17 protein-coding genes are annotated in these 19,134 nt (G+C 59.7%); 4 read left to right on the forward strand and 13 right to left on the reverse strand.

Features of this window, described 5'->3' with window-relative positions:
• Positions 1–345: 345 nt before the first annotated feature.
• The gene (locus ACMXX3_RS03980) at positions 346–1,656 is read right to left on the reverse strand and encodes a M50 family metallopeptidase (RefSeq protein ID WP_421083586.1); all 1,311 of its coding nucleotides are present in this window, start codon (positions 1,654–1,656) and stop codon (positions 346–348) included.
• Between the two features lie 427 nt (positions 1,657–2,083).
• On the opposite strand from ACMXX3_RS03980, the gene ACMXX3_RS03985 reads away from it, so the two are divergent.
• The 3 genes from ACMXX3_RS03985 (at position 2,084) to pflA (ending at position 5,554) form a co-directional block, all read left to right on the forward strand.
• On the forward strand, positions 2,084–4,201 hold the full coding sequence (locus ACMXX3_RS03985; RefSeq protein ID WP_421083468.1) for a pyruvate formate lyase family protein: 2,118 nt from the start codon (positions 2,084–2,086) through the stop codon (positions 4,199–4,201).
• Positions 4,202–4,411: 210 nt separating this feature from the next.
• Positions 4,412–4,663, forward strand: coding sequence for an autonomous glycyl radical cofactor GrcA2 (gene grcA2, locus ACMXX3_RS03990; RefSeq protein ID WP_083093496.1), 252 nt, complete (start codon positions 4,412–4,414; stop codon positions 4,661–4,663).
• Positions 4,664–4,672: 9 nt separating this feature from the next.
• Complete coding sequence (pflA, locus tag ACMXX3_RS03995; protein ID WP_421083469.1) at positions 4,673–5,554, forward strand: pyruvate formate-lyase-activating protein; 882 nt, start codon at positions 4,673–4,675, stop codon at positions 5,552–5,554.
• Between the two features lie 90 nt (positions 5,555–5,644).
• Here the strand turns inward: pflA and dxr are convergent, their stop codons facing one another.
• The 12 genes from dxr to rpsB form a co-directional block, all read right to left on the reverse strand.
• Positions 5,645–6,949 carry a 1-deoxy-D-xylulose-5-phosphate reductoisomerase gene (gene dxr, locus ACMXX3_RS04000; RefSeq protein WP_421083470.1) on the reverse strand — a complete coding sequence of 435 codons (1,305 nt, stop codon included), beginning with the start codon at positions 6,947–6,949 and terminating at the stop codon, positions 5,645–5,647.
• 40 nt (positions 6,950–6,989) lie between these two features.
• Complete coding sequence (locus ACMXX3_RS04005) at positions 6,990–8,006, reverse strand: alpha/beta hydrolase (protein WP_421083471.1); 1,017 nt, start codon at positions 8,004–8,006, stop codon at positions 6,990–6,992.
• A gap of 92 nt (positions 8,007–8,098) precedes the next feature.
• The gene (locus ACMXX3_RS04010; protein WP_421083472.1) at positions 8,099–9,940 is read right to left on the reverse strand and encodes an ABC transporter ATP-binding protein; all 1,842 of its coding nucleotides are present in this window, start codon (positions 9,938–9,940) and stop codon (positions 8,099–8,101) included.
• A gap of 161 nt (positions 9,941–10,101) precedes the next feature.
• Positions 10,102–10,362, reverse strand: coding sequence for a GlsB/YeaQ/YmgE family stress response membrane protein (locus tag ACMXX3_RS04015; protein WP_421083473.1), 261 nt, complete (start codon positions 10,360–10,362; stop codon positions 10,102–10,104).
• 202 nt (positions 10,363–10,564) lie between these two features.
• A complete protein-coding gene (locus tag ACMXX3_RS04020; protein ID WP_421083474.1) occupies positions 10,565–12,196 on the reverse strand; it encodes a cation acetate symporter in 1,632 nt (543 codons plus the stop codon).
• 15 nt (positions 12,197–12,211) lie between these two features.
• The gene (locus ACMXX3_RS04025; RefSeq protein WP_421083475.1) at positions 12,212–12,586 is read right to left on the reverse strand and encodes a DUF485 domain-containing protein; all 375 of its coding nucleotides are present in this window, start codon (positions 12,584–12,586) and stop codon (positions 12,212–12,214) included.
• 137 nt (positions 12,587–12,723) lie between these two features.
• Positions 12,724–13,314 (reverse strand): cell division protein DivIVA, encoded by a 591-nt coding sequence (locus tag ACMXX3_RS04030; RefSeq protein ID WP_421083476.1) that lies wholly within the window; start codon positions 13,312–13,314, stop codon positions 12,724–12,726.
• A 27-nt stretch (positions 13,315–13,341) separates the two neighbouring features.
• Entirely contained in the window at positions 13,342–14,190 is an 849-nt protein-coding gene (locus ACMXX3_RS04035) for a phosphatidate cytidylyltransferase (protein WP_421083477.1), read from the reverse strand.
• A 7-nt stretch (positions 14,191–14,197) separates the two neighbouring features.
• Complete coding sequence (frr, locus tag ACMXX3_RS04040; protein WP_421083478.1) at positions 14,198–14,755, reverse strand: ribosome recycling factor; 558 nt, start codon at positions 14,753–14,755, stop codon at positions 14,198–14,200.
• Between the two features lie 80 nt (positions 14,756–14,835).
• A complete protein-coding gene (gene pyrH, locus ACMXX3_RS04045; protein WP_237188591.1) occupies positions 14,836–15,576 on the reverse strand; it encodes a UMP kinase in 741 nt (246 codons plus the stop codon).
• Positions 15,577–15,759: 183 nt separating this feature from the next.
• A complete protein-coding gene (gene tsf, locus ACMXX3_RS04050) occupies positions 15,760–16,590 on the reverse strand; it encodes a translation elongation factor Ts (RefSeq protein WP_237188593.1) in 831 nt (276 codons plus the stop codon).
• Between the two features lie 116 nt (positions 16,591–16,706).
• The gene (gene rpsB / locus ACMXX3_RS04055) at positions 16,707–17,516 is read right to left on the reverse strand and encodes a 30S ribosomal protein S2 (protein WP_237188595.1); all 810 of its coding nucleotides are present in this window, start codon (positions 17,514–17,516) and stop codon (positions 16,707–16,709) included.
• 591 nt (positions 17,517–18,107) lie between these two features.
• Between rpsB and ACMXX3_RS04060 the strand changes: the two genes are divergently transcribed.
• The gene (locus tag ACMXX3_RS04060) at positions 18,108–18,698 is read left to right on the forward strand and encodes a peptidoglycan DD-metalloendopeptidase family protein (protein WP_421083479.1); all 591 of its coding nucleotides are present in this window, start codon (positions 18,108–18,110) and stop codon (positions 18,696–18,698) included.
• The last annotated feature ends 436 nt before the right edge of the window (positions 18,699–19,134 follow it).

Genomic DNA, 19,134 nt, shown 5'->3' on the forward strand with positions numbered 1-19,134 from the left:
TTTTTCAAGTGCGAGCGCCGAGGGCTGAATCCGACTGAACATTCCCACACCCAGCAGGTTCCGAAAAGTCACCGTGAATTACATGAACAAGTGGTGGGGCAGGTATGCCCCCTGAAAGCCGACTGGATCGGATGAGCGAGGGGTTCCGCGTAGCGAAAAGAAACCCTCGGGAATCAGCCGAGCTTGCGAGGCTGGCGTCAAGATACCGCGAGCCCCCAGCCGAGGAGCAAGTGCGGTTGTCGGTGAAGGGGGCATTCTGCCCACCCCACCCATGTCTTTCTCGCTGCCTTGCCCGCCGCCCTGCCCCGGGCGTCCGGCCTAGTTTTACGGGCGTCCGGCCTGGTTTTACAAGACGCTCACCGGCTTGAAGATATCAGCAGCCACCAGAATCACGGTCATCAGCAAGAAAGCACCGGCGACCAGGTAGGTCAGGGGCAGGAGCTTGACGGGGTCGAAGGGGCCGGGGTCGGGTCGTCCGAGTAGCTTGGCGGTCTTGCGGCGGAAGCCCTCCCACAGGGCCCCCAGCACGTGCCCACCGTCCAGGGGCAGCAGGGGAATCAGGTTGAAGGCAAAAAGCATGAGGTTCATCTGGGCCACCAGGGACACCAAGGTTGCGGCCTTATCGCGCAGAATAATCTCATCATGGGCTGCAATCTCACCGGCAATCCGGCCCACACCCACCACAGAAACCGGGCTGTCGACGTCCCTCTCCCCGTTGGTAATCAGGGTTTCAGCGACCCCGTAAACCCGCACTGGCAGCTTCACCAGGGTCGCCCCAATACGTTCGAGGGACTGGCCAACCGTTGGCAGCACCTCCCCCACCGTACCCGGGGTAAGTTCGGTGGTGGGGCTGATCCCGATAAAGCCGACTTCCTGGGTCTGGTAGGAGCCGTCCTCGTTCTTAACATAGGTGCCGGTAAGTTCGTCGTAGACGGGGCGCACCGTCAGCATGGGGGTGATGGTGAGGTCAAGGTTCAGGCCGTTGCGTTCGACGGTCAGGGGAACCTCGGTATCAGCATTCGCGCGGATGAGTTCGGTGAGCTGGTCCCAGCCGGTAACGGCCTGCCCGGCAAAGGAGATGATGGTGTCGCCCGGCTGCAGCCCGGCTAGGTTAGCCGGGGCCTGGGGGTCTTCTGCCCCGCATTCGGTGGAGTTGGCGGTGTCAGCGTTGGTTGCGTCCACCACCTGCACGCACTGGGAAACACTCTGGACGCTGGCTGTTGGCTGGTAGGTGCCAAAGCCCAGCAGGAGCACAGCGGTAGCAACCACACCAATCAGCAGGTTCATGGCCGGGCCACCCAGCATAATGATGATGCGCTTATAGACCGGCAACTGGTAGAAAAGCCTGCCCCGATCGGCCTCAGTGATCCGTTCAGCATCCGCTGCCCGGGCCTCCCTCGCCAGCTGCTGCAAGGGGCTGGTGCCGCCCGCGCGTCCGTCCGCACCATCTTTGCCGGGTGGGTACATGCCAATCATGGAGATGTAGCCCCCCAGCGGCAGAGCCTTGAAGCCGTACTCGGTTTCGCCGCGCCTCCAGGAGAACAGGGTCTTGCCAAAGCCAATCATGTACTGGGGCACGCGCACCCCAAAGAGCTTAGCGGGCACCAGGTGGCCCAGCTCGTGCAGGGCAATTGAAAAGGCAATAGCGAGCGCCATGAAGGCAACACCGAGTATGAAAAGTAGGACGGTCACGAGGCTGGTTTCCCCCTGGTTTTGGTCTGATTCCCCCGTGGTGAGGGGGCAGGACGGTCTTATGCCAGGGTACGCGAAGAACCTGAATCCTTGCTGGGGTTAGGGGTGCTTCGCACCCTAACTTTTAGGTCAGGAGGGCCCTAACGTCATAGTTGCGTCATGTTGGAACTTTTTTCTTTCTCTTTCAGTCACACCCTGGTGTGCCTACGTCACTGTCAGACCCACCGGTTCCGTGAATTTTCGGGGTTAACCCGAAGGTGACAGGCCCAAAAACCTCTTTCAGCCTGACGGTTGCGACCTTTCTTTTTGGCGGTGGCAGGAGAAAAATAAAAGACAAGAGCGGGCCGCCCCTCCGACGGCCCCGTCCGTACCCCACAAGGAGAACACAGCCATGACAGTACAGGCCCCCGCCCCAGCAACCGGCGTTTTCGTCAACGAACACTCAGCAGCTGCTTGGGAAGGGTTTGCCCCTGGCCCCTGGCAAGATTCCATCGACGTGCGCGGCTTCGTCCTCGCCAACTTCACCCCCTACGAAGGTGACGCAGCCTTCCTCGCAGGTCCCACCGACAAGACCCTGCGCGTCTGGGATCATCTCGAAAAGAACTACCTCTCCGTCGAACGCAAGCAGCGGGTCTACGACGTCGACACCCACACCCCCGCCGAAATCGACGCCTTCCCCGCAGGCTACATCTCAGAGGACGACAACGTCATCGTCGGCCTGCAGACCGACGTGCCCCTCAAGCGCGCCATGATGCCCAACGGCGGTTGGCGTATGGTCGAAACCGCCATCCGTGAAGCCGGTAAAGAACCCGATGAAAACATCAAGAAAATCTTCACCGAATACCGCAAAACCCACAACGACGCCGTCTTCGACATCTACACCCCCCGCATCCGCGCAGCCCGCTCCTCCCACATCATCACCGGCCTACCCGATGCCTACGGTCGCGGCCGCATCATCGGCGACTACCGCCGCGTAGCCCTCTACGGCGTCGACAACCTCATCGCCGATAAGGAACGCGCCAAGCACGCCGTAGGCGACCAGGGCTTCTCAGAGCACTGGGCCCGCTTCCGCGAAGAGCACTCAGAACAGATTAAGGCCCTCAAGCGCCTCAAGAAGATGGCAGCCCTCTACGGCTTTGACATCTCCCACCCCGCCCGCACCGCCCAAGAAGCCGTGCAGTGGACCTACTTCGCCTACCTGGCCTCGGTCAAGTCCCAGGACGGTGCCGCCATGTCCATCGGCCGTCTCTCCGGCTTCCTCGACGTCTACTTCGAACGCGACCTGGCCGCCGGCCTCATCACCGAAACCGACGCCCAGGAAATGATTGACGCCCTCGTCATCAAACTCCGCATCGTCCGTTTCCTGCGCACCATCGACTACGACCAGATCTTCTCCGGCGACCCCTACTGGGCCACCTGGTCAGACGGTGGCTTCGCCGACGACGGCCGCACCCTGGTCACCAAAACCTCCTTCCGCCTCCTGCAGACCCTCCGCAACCTTGGCCCCGCCCCCGAACCCAACATCACCATCTTCTGGGACGAAAACCTCCCCACCGGTTACAAGGAATTCTGCTCCGCCATCTCCATTGAGACCTCCTCCATCCAGTACGAATCCGACCCCCAGATTCGTGAACAGTGGGGCGACGACGTCGCTATCGCCTGCTGCGTCTCCCCCATGAAAATCGGCAAGCAGATGCAGTTCTTCGGCGCCCGCGTCAACGCCGCCAAAGCCCTGCTCTACGCCATGAACGGTGGACGCGACGAAATGACCGGCAAGCAGATTGTCGAAGGCTACGAACCCATCAAGGGCGACGGCCCCCTCGACTTCGACGAAGTCTGGCTCAAGTACGAAGAGATGCTCGACTGGGTCATCGCCACCTACGTCGAAGCCCTCAACATCATCCACTACTGCCACGACAAGTACGCCTACGAGTCCATCGAAATGGCCCTGCACGACTCCGACATTATCCGGGCCATGGGCTGCGGCATCGCCGGCCTTTCCATCGTCGCCGACTCCCTCTCAGCCATCAAGTACGCCAAGGTAACCCCCGTCCGCGACGAAACTGGCCTCATCGTTGACTACATCACCGAAGGCGACTTCCCCGCCTACGGCAACGACGACGACCGCGCCGACGACATCGCCGCCACCATCGTCCACACCGTCATGGAGAAAATCAAGGCTATCCCCCTCTACCGCGACGCCATCCCCACCCAGTCCGTGCTTACCATCACCTCCAATGTGGTCTACGGCAAGGCAACCGGTAACTTCCCCTCCGGCCACCGCGCAGGCACCCCCTTCTCCCCCGGCGCCAACCCCGAAAACGGCATGGACACCCACGGCATGGTCGCCTCCATGCTCTCGGTCGGCAAACTGGACTACGAAGACGCCCTCGACGGCATCTCCCTGACCAACACCATCACCCCCACCGCCCTCGGCCGCACCAAGGAAGAACAGATCACCAACCTGGTCGGAATCTTGGACGCAGGATTTATTCCTGAAGAGGACTAAAACTACAAAACGGCTCCCCAGGCTCGCGCTCGCTGCCGCCCCTCTCGACTGGTTCGCTTCGCTTACAAGGCGATTCACGCCCCGCCTAGCGGCGGATTCCGTTCGCTCTTGCGTGCTGGCGCACCCGCTCACTTTATCCGAGCCAGCAGCTTCGCTGCGAGCCTGGGTTGCCGCCCTATTTCAATCAACTCACCACTGAAGGAGAACATCATGGCCGTCAAGACCTACGAAGAGCGCCTCGCATCCATGAAGGCAAACCGCGCCAACAAGACCGCACCCAAGGGCCTCTACCACGCCAACATCAACGTCCTCAACCGAGAAACCCTTGAGGACGCCATGGAGAACCCCGACAAGTACCCCAACCTGACCGTCCGCGTCTCAGGCTACGCCGTCAACTTCGTGCGCCTGACCCGCGAACAGCAGCTGGACGTACTCTCCCGCACCTTCCACCACGGAGCCTAGTGATTCTTCATGTCACTTGATATCTCTCACGAGATAACCGATACCGCCGGCGAGCTAGCATTTGCTCCGCCGGCGGACCGGCATTCCGGGGCCGGAACCTGGGGCCTGGGTGAGCTAACAGAACTCGAACGCAGCGCCCAGCTCAAACTCATGCGCGAAGGCCAGCTAGGGTCTGTGCACTCCTGGGAGCTCGTGACAGCCGTCGATGGGCCGGGCACCCGCATGACCATCTTCATGAACGGCTGCCCGTTGCGCTGCCTCTACTGCCACAACCCCGATACCTTCAACATGAAGGACGGCAAGCCCGTCATGGCTGCCGACCTCATCAAAAAGATCAAGCGCATGCGTAAGGTCTTTAAAGCCACCGGCGGCGGTATCACCATCTCAGGCGGAGAAGTGCTCATGCAACGGGCTTTCGCCGAGAATGTCCTCATGAGCGCCAAGTCGCTGGGGATTCACACCTGCATTGACACCTCAGGTTTTCTCGGGGCCCATGCCTCCGATGAGTTCCTCGACAACGTTGATTTGGTGCTACTCGATGTGAAGTCAGGGTCTGAAGAGGTCTACCGGGAACTCACCGGCCGCGCCCTACAACCCACCATCGACTTTGGCGACAGGCTCTCAGCCCTGGGCAAGAAGATTTGGATCCGCTTTGTGCTGGTGCCCGGCTACACCGATGACCCCGACAATATCGAAAAGGTAGCCGATATCGTCTGCCGCTGGCGCAATGTGGTTGAACGCGTTGAGGTGCTCCCCTTCCACCAGATGGGCACCGACAAGTGGGAGTCCCTGGGCTACGACTACAAGCTCAAGGACGTCCACCCGCCCAGCAAGGAGGCCACCGAAGCTGCCCGCGAGATCTTCCGGGCCCGCGGCCTCACCGTCTTCTAGGTTCTGATCAGACAAAGGACGCCCCCTCCCGCTTTTCTGCCGTGCGGCAGGGAGCCGGGGTGGGGCGTCCTTATTGTGCTTACTGAGAGGCTAGGCCTGCCCTAGAATCTGGTTGGCGCGGGTACGGGCCCAGGCTTCAGCCTCCAGCACCGCGTCCAAGGTCAGGGAGCCAGACTCAGCCAGGGCCGAAGAACTAGCGTGCTCATCGAGCACCCGGCCGGTTGACTCAATCATGTCGGTAAACCGAATAGCCCCGGCGTGGAAGGCAGCTACCGCCTCCTCATTCGCCGCGTTGAAGACGGCCGGGAAGGTGCCACCCCGGCGGCCAGCTGCCTTAATCATCTCCACCGCAGGGAAGGCCTTGTTATCCAGGGGTTCGAAGGTCCACTCGCTGGCCTGCGACCAGTCACAGGGCTGCGCGATCCCCGGAATCCGGTGGGGCCAGGTTAGCCCTAGGGCAATGGGCAGCAGCATGGTGGGCGGGGAGGCCTGTGCCAGGGTGGAGCCGTCCACAAACTGCACCATAGAGTGAACCACCGACTGGCGGTGGACGGTGACGTCAATACGGTCCAAATCAATGCCGAAGAGGTGGTGGGCCTCCAAGACTTCCAAAGCCTTATTGACCATTGAAGCCGAGTTGGTGGTCACCACCAGGCCCATATCCCAGGTGGGGTGGGCCAGGGCCTGGGCCGGGGTGACCTCCCGCAGCTGCTCATAGGTCATACCCCTAAAGGGCCCGCCCGAGGCGGTGAGCACCAGCCGGTCAATCTCCCGGTCGGTGCCCGAGGCCAGGGCCTGGGCCAGGGCCGAGTGCTCAGAATCCACCGGAATCATGGGCTGCTCCAAGGCAGAGGCGTCCACGGCAGCCTTGACCAGCTCACCACCGGCAATCAGGGATTCCTTGTTGGCCAGGGCCACCTGGGAACCGGCCTGCAGGGCAGCCAGGGTAGGTTCCAGGCCGATAGAGCCGGTAATGCCGTTGAGGACGACGTCCGCCCCGGCCCGGGCAGCTGCAGCAGCTGCGTCCGTCCCCCACTCAATCTGGGGACTGTAGCCCGGTGCTAGCTCAGCCAAGAGGGAGCGGAGGGTGGTTGCGTCCGCCTCAGTGCCGCTGGTGGCAACCAGCTGCGGACGCAGGCGGGCAGCCTGCTCTGCCAGAAGCGGCAGGGAGCGGGACCCGGCTGAGAGGGCAAGGACGCGCACGGGAGCGTCCTTGCTACCGGTTACTGCCCCGGCCAGGGAGTTGAGGTGGTCGATGACCTGCACCCCCTGGGTGCCAATAGAACCGGTGGAGCCGAGCAGGGTAACCGTCCGCCCATCTTTCAGGAAGTCTGCTAGCTGGTCGGTCAGTTGATCGCGGGAGGCGCCAAAGCGCTGAGTTGAGCCAAATCGCATACACCTATTTTCTCACAGCTCTGCCAGCTGGCTTCGCCTCTTATTCCTCAAAGAAGGCCCGCAGGGCTGAGCGTTGGGCCTCCTTGAAGTCCCTGATGACGGGGGCTTGGGGTTTGAGGGAGGGGGCAGCATGGTACATACCGGGAACCTCGTAGAAGGTCGATTCGACCCCGGCTGCCAGCAGGCGCTGGTGGTAGGAGTGGTCCTCAGAATAGAAGAGGTCAATATCGCCCACCCCGATCCAGGCCGCAGGCAGGCCCTGAAGATTTTGCCTGCGGGCGGGGGCGGCGTAATCGGGCAGGGAAGCTGCGCCCGCCCGTCCGCCCAGGTAGTCTGACCAGGCCAGCTTGTTATCGAGGGCCGTCCAGAGCCAGCGGCCCTGCCCTGCTTGGGCGGGGCGGTCGGTGCGGTCATCGAGCATGGGGTAGACCAGCAGCTGGAAGCCCACCGGGTGGCCGGTATCCAGGGCTTTTTGCACCAGGGAGGCAGCCAGGCCCCCACCAGCGCTGGAACCAGCTACCGCAATTTTGGCGGGGTTGATTCCGTAGCCCTCGGCCTGGGTTTGGAGCCAGCGCAGGGCAGCGTAGCAGTCGTCCAGGTCAGCGGGGAAGGGGGCTTCACCGGCATTGCGGTACTCCACCGACAGGACGGGCACGCCCAGGTCAGCTGCCAGTTGTGAGACTTTGGTCTGGTCGGGACCAGCCGAACCGAGCACATGCCCGCCCCCGTGGATCCAGAGCACCGCCCCGTCGTACTGGCGCTGCTCGGGCAGGTTGAGGAAGCAGGGCAGGCCCCCGGGCAGGTCGGGTTGGGCAACGTCGACTACCTCGACGCGGACGCCCGGGGCCGGGGGCGCAACCGGCTCAAAGGCACGACGGGGCTCGCGCGAGTAGCGTCCTTTCAAGGCCATGTAGCCGGGGCGGGGGGCAATGAAGAGGCGCCAGTGGTAAAGCTCCGGGTGGACGTACTTATACTGCTGGTAGCCCCAAAAGGCGAAATGGCCAGCGGTGGCCGCGGCCAAGCCAGCAGCCAGGGTGGTGAGGGTGGTTTTCTTCATACCTTTAAGTTTTACACCCCGGTAGGTACCATCTCAGTGCGAAAAACCCACCTAGTTGGTGGTCATTTCTTATTTAGATGGTACCTACCTGCTTAGCCGACAATATCGAAGCTCTGCAGCTTCTTCTTGTTAGCCTTACCGCCCTCAGTCTGCAGACCCAACAGTTCAGCGTAAATACCGCCCGAGGCCGCCAGCTCAGCCGGGCTGCCTACCTCGTCAATCTGGCCCTCCTTGAGGGTAACAATGCGGTCAACGGTGGCAATAGTTGAAAGACGGTGGGCAATAATCAGGGAGGTGCGGTTTTCCATCAGTTCTTCCAGCCCCTTCTGCACCGCCCGCTCAGCCTTGGTGTCCAGGGCACTGGTCGCCTCGTCAAGAATCAGAATCGGGGCGTCCTTGAGCATAGCCCGCGCAATCGCAATGCGCTGCTTCTGACCACCTGAAAGTTTCAGACCGCGCTCACCGATCAGAGACTCGTAGCCGTCAGCAAACTTCGAGATAAAGTCATGGGCGTTGGCCTTCTTCGCGGCCTCGATGACCTGCTCCCGGGTAGCCTCGGGGCGGCCGTAAGCGATGTTCTCAGCAATGGTGCCCGAGAAGAGTGAGGCGTCCTGGAAGACCATGCCGATCAGCGAGCGCACCTTAGCTAGGTCACTACCGGCGATGTCCATACCGTCCACTAGCACCCGGCCCTCGCCTGGGTCATAGAGCCCTTCAAGCAGGGCCATGAGGGTGGATTTACCGCCGCCGGACTCACCCACAAAGGCGATCCGCTCCCCGCGCTGAATCGTCAAATCGATCCCGTGCAGCACATCGGCCTCCCCCTCGTAGCCAAAGGTTACACCCTCAAAACGGACGAGGGCTTCCCCGGGCTGGGCTGCCAGCTTCACAGGTGCCTGGCCCCCGGTCGCAGAGGCAGGACGTCCCGCCCCGGCCCCGGCGGTCAAGGCCAGGGCGCGGGCGTCCGCCTGGCGTTCCATGACCTCGAAGTAATCCTTGGACCCGGTAATTGCCCGCTGGGCGGTATCAACAATCCAGGAGAGGGAGTTAATGGGGGCAACGGCCATAGCCAGCAGCTGAATGAGAAGAACCATGTCGCCGATAGTGAAGTCCCCGGTCAGGGTCTTGAGGAAAATCAGCAAATAAAGGGCGAAGAAAATCAGGTTGAGGAAGGAGAGGCGGGCAACGTCCATAGAATGCCAGAACTTGGACTGGGCCCGGGTGAGCCCGATAGTTTTCTCAAAGCGGGTGCCGAAGTCGCTAAGTTCCCGGCGCTCGCGACCAAAGGATTTAACCACGCGAATCTGGCCGATCACCTCAGCAAAGCGGCCCGAGGCGATATCGATGTTCTCGTTCTTCTCCCCTTCCCAGACCTGCCATTTTTCGCTGGTCTTGCTGGTGAGCCAGAAGTAGACGGGGAAGATAATGATAAGTAGGAGCCCCAAGGGCCAGTAGTAGAGGGAGCTAATCACGATCACCGACACGGTGGTGAGCACCAGGGAGATAAAGGTGTTGCTCATGGTTTTGACGAAGTTGGTGACTTCGGTGATTGAGCGGTTGAGACGGGCGATAATGGTGCCGGTGAGCTCGGTGTCGAAATAGGACAGCGGCAGGGAGAGCAGTTTTTCGTAGTAGCGCACCGACAGAATAGTACGCATGCGCTGGCTCATCACATCGCCGATATAGCCGCCGATGTTGGTGGTCAGCACGCTCACCAGCTGGGCAGCTAGGTAGGCCAGGGCGAACCAGGCTATGGTGGCCCCGGTGGTGGGGGCACTGCCATTGAGATGGTTGACCACAGTGTCGGCGGCACCGGAGATGATAAAGGGGGCTAGCAGGGAGGTTGCGCTGGTGAGCACCGCGCAGATGATGATTCCGATGAAGTAGGGCCACAGTTCCCTGGTGGCTTTGATGATTCTGGCGATGCTTTGCATGGTGTCCTTGCCTGCTGCTGTTCTGGTGGTGCCCCACTACCCTACCGCCGACGTCCGCCCACCTGCTTGAGGCACCGGTGTACTTTTACCCACGGAGGGTAGGGACGAAAAACCCCGGCCCCTCTCTGTAGAGTGAGGGGCCGGGGTCATGGCTGGGGGTCTTACTTATTAGCGGTGACCTTGCCGTAGATGAAGAGGACAATCAGGGAGCCAATAATAGCGGTAACTAAACTGGTGAAGTTGATGCCGTCGATGACACTGCCATTAATACCGAGCAGACCACCGAGGAAGCCACCGAGCATAGCGCCGACGATGCCGAGCACCATGGTGACGAGGATGCCGCCGCCCTGCTTGCCGGGCATGATGAGCTTGGCGAGGGCACCTGCGATAATGCCGAGGACAATCCAACCGATGATTGACATATATTTCCTTTGTGTTGTGAGTGGGCCGTCCCTAGTAGGCCCATTTATTCAGTGGACTTCCAGTATAGCTAAATAATGAGACGATAGTAAGCAATCTTTTAGTGCTCCTACTTACTTTTTTGATGTTAAAAACTTCAGGGTGGCCCCTCCAACTCAGAAGGGCCACCCTGAAGGTCTAGACATTCGCCAGAGATTCTAGGCTCTAGTGGTCAATTGCCCCTTCAGCACCAACGCCGGTCAGGGAGCGAACTTCCATCTCAGCCTGCTTGATTTCATCTTCCGAATCTCCACCGAGGGAGCCCAGGAAGCCGAGCAGGAAGGCTGCAGGAATAGTCACAATACCGGGGTTAGCCAGGGGGAACCAGGCAAAGTCCATGCTAGGAATCATTGAGGTTTCTGCCCCGGACATAACCGGGGAGAAGATAATCAGCAGGACAGACAGGCCAAGACCGCCATACATAGACCAGAGGGCACCGCGGGTCTTGAAGCCCTTCCAGAAGAGGGAGTAGACGATCGTGGGAAGGTTAGCCGAGGCAGCAACCGCAAAGGCCAGGGCCACCAGGAAGGCAACGTTCTGCCCCTGGGCTCCGATACCGCCAGCAATAGACAGCAGGCCAATGACGACCACGGTGGTTTTTGCAACGCGGATTTCCTTGGCGGGGTCAGCATTGCCCTTGCAGATGACGCTGGTGTAGATGTCATGGGCAAAGGAGGCTGAGGCAGTGATCGCCAGACCCGCAACCACTGCCAGAATGGTTGCAAAGGCAACGGCGGCGATAATGCCCATCAAGAGGGATCCACCCAGTTCAAAGGCCAGCAGGGGGGCTGCCGAGTTGACCCCGCCGGGGGCTGCCTTGATAGCTTCAGGGCCAACCAGGGCGGCCGCACCGAAGCCGAGCACCAGGGTGAAGAGGTAGAAAAGGCCAATGAGGACGATTGCCCACACCACTGACTTGCGGGCTTCCTTGGCGGTGGGAACGGTGTAGAAGCGCATGAGGACGTGGGGCAGGCCAGCAGCGCCGAAAACCAGGGCCAGGGACAGGGAGATAAAGTCCAGTTTGGTGAGGTCATTCAGACCGTACCTGAGGCCGGGTTCCAGAATCTTCTCGTTCCCGCCGGAGGTTTCAACAGCCGCTCCGAGCACGGCGGAGAAGTTGAAGCCGTAGAGGGCAAGGATCCATACGGTCATAATTGCTACGCCGGAGACCAACAGAACTGCCTTGATGATCTGCACCCAGGTCGTCCCCTTCATGCCACCGATCAAAACGTAGACGATCATAAGTACACCCACGATGATAATGACCAGGGACTGGCCAGCCTTAGAGCTAATACCCATGAGCAGGGAGACCAGCGCACCGGCGCCAGCCATCTGGGCCAGCAGGTAGAAGAGGGTGACTGCCAGGGTTGAGATACAGGCGGCGATACGGACGGGCCGCTGGCGCAGGCGGAAGGAAAGGACGTCCGCCATGGTGAATTTACCGGTGTTCCGCAGGGGTTCTGCCACCAGGAGCAGGGCCACCAGCCAGGCTACAAGGAAGCCAATGGAGTAGAGGAAGCCGTCATAACCTTGCAGGGCAATAGCGCCAACGATACCCAAGAAGGAGGCCGCCGAGAGGTAGTCACCCGCAATGGCCAGGCCATTTTGGGTGCCACTGAAAGAGCGGCCACCTGCGTAGTAGTCTGCGGCGGTCTTGTTATTTTTAGAGGCCCTGAGAACCACCACCATGGTGGCCAGGACGAAGGCGCCGAAAACAGCCATGTTCACCCAGGGGGTGCCTACTGTTTCAGGGGTGGATTCGGCAGCCAGTAGCTGTGCGGTAGACAGTGTATTCATTATTTGACCCCTTCCCTAGTTACCCTGCCGGTGGGCGTAAGCGCCAGATTCAATAGCGTTGCGCAACCCCTCAGCTCGGGGGTCTAGCTTGCGGTTTGCAAAGGCGACGTACCAGCCGGTAATGGTAAAGGTGGTCACGAACTGAAGTAGACCGAAAATAATACCGACGTTGACGTCACCTAAGACCTTGGTGGCCATGAAGCCCGGTGCGTAGACAGCCAGCACCACATACAGCAGGTACCAGACGAGGAAGGCCAGGGTCATGGGAAAGACGAAGGACCGGTGGGTTGTGCGAAGTTCTTTGAAGTCGTCGCTGACCTGGGCTGCACGGAAATCTACATGCTCCGCGTCGATGGGAAGCGACTGAGATTCAGGTGATGTGTGTGCCATCACTACCTCCTTTGTGTAATAAGACACACCCTATACCGTTATCTAAGTCATAGACAAGTAAATGTACGGAAAAAGCGGGCTATCTGGAAATAATCCAGATAACCCGCTTTTGACAAGGTGAAATATAGGTGTAATTATTACGCCGTGTCCTGGAGGTACTCGATGCACCTGTCCATAAAGGCGTCCACCTGGCTCTCTTCGTAGGCCATAGAGCCGGTTCCACTGGTGAAAACCGTCCGGCGGATATCATCCATAGAAAGCCTCTCCTTGGCCTGCATGTGAAGCATCATGCGGCGGCAGAAAGCGTCGACGTCCTTCACATAGTAGCCCTTCGTCAGGCGGCGGGCAGGGCGGCGGAAACGCTGCCCCGGCTCCCGGGAGAGGCGGCCCAAAAGGAGGTCCCGCAGCTCAGCAACAGCCTTGAGCCAGATCTCCTCACCGTAAGTGTCGATGTAGAGGTCACGTTCAGTTTCAGCGTAGATGTCTTCAACCCGCTCCATCATGGCGTCCACATCGGCAAGGACGTAGCCCCCCGGCTCCGAATTGAACATTTTGGCTCGGATTGACCGGGACGTTGAAATTTTAGACGTGTCAGCGCCTGAAAGGAGCACCTGGTAGTCCTCCATCAGGCTGGTGGTGTAGGCGTCAACTTCTTCGACGGAGTAGCCGACCTCGCGGGCCTCCGCCCGGGCTAGGTCTTTAATATCGTGGGGGATTTCTTTTAACAAGGGGTTTTCCTCCTGCCTGAGGGCCGGTTAGGCGGGTAGGGCTTCTAGAAGGGCAAAGACGGCGTAGCCGCTGGCGATAGCGAAGACAATGGAGTCAAGGCGGTCCATGACCCCGCCGTGGCCGGGCAGAATATGAGACATGTCCTTGATACCAATTTCGCGTTTGACCATGGATTCGCCCAGGTCACCTGCGGTTGAGGCGATGACGAGGACGACAGCAACGATCAGCCCGTGCCACCAGGGGGCACCAATTGCTACAGCGCAGATAGTGCCCACAATCAGGGAGCCGACCATAGAGCCGGCAAAGCCCTCCCAGGTCTTCTTGGGACTAATCTTGGGCGCCATCGGAGTTTTACCCCATTTGACGCCTGCAATGTAGCCCCAGGTATCGTTGCCAATGGCCATCAGTAGGATCATCAGCACCTTACCGGGGCCTGATTCTTCCCGGTAGAGCAAGAGGGCCAGGGAAATCATGAAGGGCACCCAGGACATGACAAAGATGGATCCCATGATGCTCATAATCATGCCGTCTTTGGGGCCAACAGCCCGCCAGGCTATGGTCAGCAAAATCGCTGCAACCACGGTAAAGATGAGCCAGCTCCCCCCACCGTAATAGGCGGCGAAGGGCATGAGCAAGGCTGTCCCCACGGCAGGAACGATAGGTATTCCCATGCCCCGTTTTTGGTTGAGGCCGTGGCAGACCTCCCAGGTGCCGACGGAGACAGCAGCTGCTGCCAGCAGAACGAGAACGATGGGCAGGTAAGACAAACCCACCGCCAGCAGAGCGCCCAGCACGAGGCCGACGGTGATGGCGGCGGGTAGGTTCCTGCCGGCTTTTGAGGCCTTGGGGGGCTGTTCTTGTGAGTGAACAGTCATGACGGTACTAGACCTCGAGGAGCTCTGCTTCCTTGTGCTTCAGCAGGGCGTCGATGTTGTCGATGTGCTTCTTGGTGATAGCGTCGAGTTCCTTTTCGCCGCGTGCGCCTTCGTCCTCACCGATTTCGCCGTCCTTGACCAGCTTGTCGAGGGCGGTCTTGGCGTGGCGGCGGGTGTTGCGGACGGCAACGCGGCCTTCTTCTGCCTTGTGGCCGGCCATCTTGATGTATTCCTTGCGGCGCTCTTCGGTCATTTCGGGCATGACAACGCGCACGACGTTGCCGTCGTTAGCGGGGTTGGCACCCAGGTCTGAGTCGCGGATTGCCTTCTCAATGGCACCGAGGGCGCTCTTGTCGTAGGGGGTAATCAGGATGGTGCGGGCTTCGGGGGTCTGGAAGGACGCCAGCTGCTGCAGGGGGGTGGGTGCACCGTAGTAGTCTGCGGTGAGGTTTGCGAAGAGGGCGGGGTTGGCGCGTCCGGTGCGGATTGAGGCAAATTCGTTCTTGAGGGCCTCAACGGACTTGTCCATCTTTTCGCCGGCTTCGAGCAGGGTTTCTTCAACCATCTGTTGTTCGTCCTTAGTAGTTTGTGCCCGTCAGTGGGCGCGGTAGGTAATCTTTATCTAGTCTAGTGGGCTTGGGGCCTTTAGGCGGTCACCAGGGTGCCGATTTCTTCGCCAAGGATGGCGCGAGCCACATTTCCTTCACCCTGCATACCGAAGACGCGCATGGTGACGTTGTTGTCCTTGCAGAGGGAGAAGGCAGTCTGGTCCATGACGCGGATGTTGCGCTTCAGGGCTTCGTCGTAGGTGAGCTGGTAGAGACGCTCAGCGTTGGGGTCCTTGTTGGGGTCTGCGGTGTAGATACCGTCCACACCGTTCTTGGCAACCAGAACCTCGTCGGCGTGGATTTCGAGGGCACGCTGGGCGGAGACGGTGTCGGTGGAGAAGTAGGGCAGACCTGCACCTGCGCCGAAGATGACGACGCGGTCCTTTTGCATGTGGCGGATGGCGCGGCGGGGGATGTAGTTTTCAGCAACCTGCTGCATGGAGATGGCTGACTGGACGCGGGTGTCGATTCCGGCCTGCTCCAGGAAGTCCTGCAGGGCCAGGGAGTTCATGACGGTGCCCAGCATACCGATGTTGTCGGCGCGGGAGCGGTCCATGCCAGCTTCTGAGAGTTCAGCGCCGCGGAAGAAGTTACCGCCGCCCACTACGACTGCTACTTCAACCTTGCCGATGGTTGAGGCGATCTGTTCTGCGATGCCGCGGACGACCTCGGTGGAGATACCGACTTCACCACCGCCGAAGACCTCGCCGGAGAGCTTGAGTAGGACGCGGCGTCGTCCGGTGTCGTCACGGTGGATGTTGCGGGTTTCCTCTGCCATGTGGCCCTCCTGAAAAAGGTCAAAATTTTTTGCGCTACCAGCTGGTAGACGCTTTGTTTCTAGCATACGACAAAGGGGAGCACCCGGGCAGGGGCTCCCCTTTGTTTTTGCGTTTTTAGTGCTCAATCACAGTTGGCGGACGCCGGTGATTGGGCTAGTAACGCCGGGTGAGGCTAGGTGGCCTTATGCGCCGACGCGGAAACGCTCGAAAGCGGTTGCGGTTGCACCGTTCTCTTCCAGAACAGCAGCTACGGACTTGGAGGAGTCCTTAGCGAAGTCCTGGTCAAGCAGGGTGTTTTCCTTGTAGAAAGCCTTGAGCTTGCCTTCAACGATCTTGGGGATGATCTGCTCGGGCTTGCCTTCGCCGCGGGCGGTTTCTTCAGCAACGCGCTTCTCGGCTTCGATGTCCTCAGCTGAGATGGAGTCTGAGTTGAGGTACTTGGGGCTCATAGCTGCGATGTGAACGGCTACGTCGTGAGCAACTTCGTCGGTGTTGTCGCCGGTGACTGCCAGCAGGACGCCAACCTGAGCGGGCAGGTCCTTGGAGGTCTTGTGCAGGTAAACAGCAACGTTTTCGCCTTCAACGCGGGCTACGCGACGAACAACGATCTTCTCGCCGAGCAGGGCACCTGCGTCGGTGGTGAGTTCTTCAACGGTCTTGCCCTCGTAGGAGGCAGCCTTGAGCTCTTCCAGGGTGGAAGCGTTAGCAGCAACAGCTGCTTCCAGAACGTCGTTACCGAACTTGATGAAGGGCTCGGACTTAGCAACGAAGTCGGTTTCTGAGTTAACTTCAATCATGAAGCCAACGCCGTTTTCAACGCGGGCAGCAACGAGGCCTTCTGCGGTGGCGCGGCCTTCGCGCTTGGTAACGCCCTTGAGGCCCTTGACGCGGATGATTTCCATTGCCTTCTGCTGGTCGCCGTTGGCCTCGTCGAGGGCCTTCTTGACGTCGAGCATGCCTGCGCCGGTCTTTTCGCGCAGGGCCTTGATGTCAGCTGCGGTGTAGTTCGCCATGGTGAACTCCTTTTCGCGGTTTTCAGATGGGGTGAATCTTGCGCCCCGCGTCGCGGGCGGGGCTAGAAAAGATGAGGCACCCACCGAGGTGGGCGGGTGCCTCATCTTATGAAGTTTTACTTAGCTTCTTCAGCGGGTGCTTCAGCCTTGGCAGCTTCGTGCTGCTCCAGCAGTTCGCGTTCCCATTCAGCCATGGGCTCTTCGGAAGCGGTTGCGGACTTGCCGGCCTTCTTGTTTTCGCGTTCCAGCAGACCTTCAGCAACTGCGTCAGCGATAACGCGGGTGAGCAGGTTGACGGAGCGGATTGCGTCGTCGTTGCCGGGGATGGGGAAGGCAACTTCGTCAGGATCGCAGTTGGTGTCGAGGATAGCAACTACGGGGATGCCGAGCTTCTGAGCTTCGTCAACAGCCAGGTGTTCCTTCTTGGTGTCAACAACCCAAATCAGGGAGGGAGCCTTGGTCAGGTTGCGGATACCGCCGAGGGTCTTTTCGAGCTTTTCGTGCTCGCGACGGAGCAGCAGCAGTTCCTTCTTGGTGAACTGTGAGCCTGCGACGTCGTCGAAGTCGATCTGCTCAAGTTCCTTCATGCGCTCGATACGCTTTGAAACGGTGGCGAAGTTGGTCAGCATACCACCGAGCCAGCGGTGGTTAACGTAAGGCATGTTGACGCGGGTAGCCTGCTCAGCGATGGCTTCCTGGGCCTGCTTCTTGGTACCAACGAACAGGACGGTGCCGCCGTGGGCGACGGTTGCCTTAACAGCTTCGTAAGCCTGGTCGATGAAGGCCAGGGACTGCTGCAGGTCGATGATGTAGATGCCGTTGCGCTCGGTGAAAATGAAGCGCTTCATCTTGGGGTTCCAGCGGCGGGTCTGGTGACCGAAGTGGACACCTGAATCGAGAAGCTGGCGCATAGTTACGACGGGCATGTCGTCTCCTTTGAATGTGGGTGCCGGGCGGGTCCCTGATTCCAGGCTAACCGCGCTCCGCGCATAGTAGTTATCGGTTTACATGTGGAGCGTCTGAGGCTGATGCCTCGCTCCCCTGGTAAGACTCAGGTTGGCCGCTGGAGTGGCGGGTGGCCTCAGACCTTCACCGGTAGCTTTACCGGACCGAAAGTTCCTTATCAGGTTCAGCCCTAATGACTTTCCCTGCTTTGTCTTACGCGACGTCAGATCCTAGTGGTGGCACACCCCGCCCTTTTCAGAGGGCATTGGTGGACTAAATCTAGGAGGGGTCTCTATGTAAAGGGATCCCCCTTGCCTTCCTGCTGACTCCAGAAGGAGGTGGCAGGTGGCAAACTGCAATCAACAACTATACCGTACACAGGCGGTTTAAGCACAGGGGATTTAGACGACTTTTTGCCGGTTATTCCGCCCGTGATGAGGCCTAACGCAACCCTTCTCATTTAATGTAACTGCAACCACATATACCTCTTGTATTAGCGACCTTCATCTGGTTACCCTAGAGGCATACCGTGATTTCGCCGGGGTAAGGGCCGGGGGTACACGGAGGTTTTCATGTCGATGACGACACTCATCTTTCGCCTATCCGCCAGCGCCTTGCGTTTGACGGTTTTTCTTGTTGCCGTAGGGATCCTACTTCTTCCGCCCGCGCCGAGCGGGGCGACGTCGTCCTTCCCCTTCTCTGCTTCCTCCTGGGTGCCCCCGGTTGGCCAGGGTCTTGAGGTTGTTCGGGGTTTTGAAAAGCCGGACGCCCGGTGGTCAGCTGGCCATCGCGGTGTTGATTTGGCTTTAGAAGCAGGTGGGGAAATCCTGGCCCCGCATGAGGGGGAGGTTGTTTTTGCGGGCACCGTCGTGGACCGGCAGGTGCTCACCCTGGAGCACCCGGACGGGCGGCGGTCGTCCTTTGAGCCGGTGACCAGCCCCTTGCCAGTGGGCAGCCTGGTGCAGGCTGGGGACGTGATTGCCCACTTGGATCCTGATGTTCAGCATTGCGCCCCACGCTTCTGCCTGCACTGGGGCGTGCGTCAGCCGGTTCCATCGGGCGGAGACGCCAGCAACGGACTCGACTACGTCAACCCCCTCCTTTTGCTGGGCCAGGTGGGCCCCAGCGTCCTGCTCCCTATCGGCGATGACTTCTCAGCCTAACTCCCCTGCCTTTAGGAGCATTTGGAGTGTGAAGCTGGGGAGATAGATGGTCTGGGCTGACCCCTCTGATTTTGGAGCCATCTCCCATACGGTTTTTCCGTTGCTCTCTTTAAAGGTGGTCATTCGCTTTTTCTCAACGGTGGAAGGTAAAACGAGAGTTCCACCAGGGTGGAACTATTCCGACTTTGAGGAAGCTGCAAAGGCCACTGTGCGAGATCATGACTGCTTTATCCCTGCGAAGAAAGGGCCTCCTTTTGTCAAAATAATGGACGATTTGTCGGGGAATAATGTGGTACTCAAGGCACAGGTTCACCCAGGCACAAGTCAAATAGTTCACTTCTATCCGAACGTGCCAAAACCCTACTGCTGAATCTTCGAGCAGAAAAGGGAAACTACCAGGCAAAGCTCGCACCCCCAGCTCCGGGCGTCCTGGCAC

The sequence above is a fragment of the Rothia nasimurium genome, assembly GCF_049068285.1.
GTDB classification, from domain to species: domain Bacteria; phylum Actinomycetota; class Actinomycetes; order Actinomycetales; family Micrococcaceae; genus Rothia; species Rothia nasimurium_I.

Bases quoted from the DNA above. Each gene is read 5' to 3' on its own strand.
- ACMXX3_RS03980 (WP_421083586.1), bottom strand. From the start codon at position 1,656: ATGGCGCTCGCTATTGCCTTTTCAATTGCCCTGCACGAGCTGGGCCAC.
- ACMXX3_RS03985 (WP_421083468.1), top strand. From the start codon at position 2,084: ATGACAGTACAGGCCCCCGCCCCAGCAACCGGCGTTTTCGTCAACGAA.
- grcA2 (WP_083093496.1), top strand. From the start codon at position 4,412: ATGGCCGTCAAGACCTACGAAGAGCGCCTCGCATCCATGAAGGCAAAC.
- pflA (WP_421083469.1), top strand. From the start codon at position 4,673: ATGTCACTTGATATCTCTCACGAGATAACCGATACCGCCGGCGAGCTA.
- dxr (WP_421083470.1), bottom strand. From the start codon at position 6,949: ATGCGATTTGGCTCAACTCAGCGCTTTGGCGCCTCCCGCGATCAACTG.
- ACMXX3_RS04005 (WP_421083471.1), bottom strand. From the start codon at position 8,006: ATGAAGAAAACCACCCTCACCACCCTGGCTGCTGGCTTGGCCGCGGCC.
- ACMXX3_RS04010 (WP_421083472.1), bottom strand. From the start codon at position 9,940: ATGCAAAGCATCGCCAGAATCATCAAAGCCACCAGGGAACTGTGGCCC.
- ACMXX3_RS04015 (WP_421083473.1), bottom strand. From the start codon at position 10,362: ATGTCAATCATCGGTTGGATTGTCCTCGGCATTATCGCAGGTGCCCTC.
- ACMXX3_RS04020 (WP_421083474.1), bottom strand. From the start codon at position 12,196: ATGAATACACTGTCTACCGCACAGCTACTGGCTGCCGAATCCACCCCT.
- ACMXX3_RS04025 (WP_421083475.1), bottom strand. From the start codon at position 12,586: ATGGCACACACATCACCTGAATCTCAGTCGCTTCCCATCGACGCGGAG.
- ACMXX3_RS04035 (WP_421083477.1), bottom strand. From the start codon at position 14,190: ATGACTGTTCACTCACAAGAACAGCCCCCCAAGGCCTCAAAAGCCGGC.
- frr (WP_421083478.1), bottom strand. From the start codon at position 14,755: ATGGTTGAAGAAACCCTGCTCGAAGCCGGCGAAAAGATGGACAAGTCC.
- pyrH (WP_237188591.1), bottom strand. From the start codon at position 15,576: ATGGCAGAGGAAACCCGCAACATCCACCGTGACGACACCGGACGACGC.
- tsf (WP_237188593.1), bottom strand. From the start codon at position 16,590: ATGGCGAACTACACCGCAGCTGACATCAAGGCCCTGCGCGAAAAGACC.
- rpsB (WP_237188595.1), bottom strand. From the start codon at position 17,516: ATGCCCGTCGTAACTATGCGCCAGCTTCTCGATTCAGGTGTCCACTTC.
- ACMXX3_RS04060 (WP_421083479.1), top strand. From the start codon at position 18,108: ATGTCGATGACGACACTCATCTTTCGCCTATCCGCCAGCGCCTTGCGT.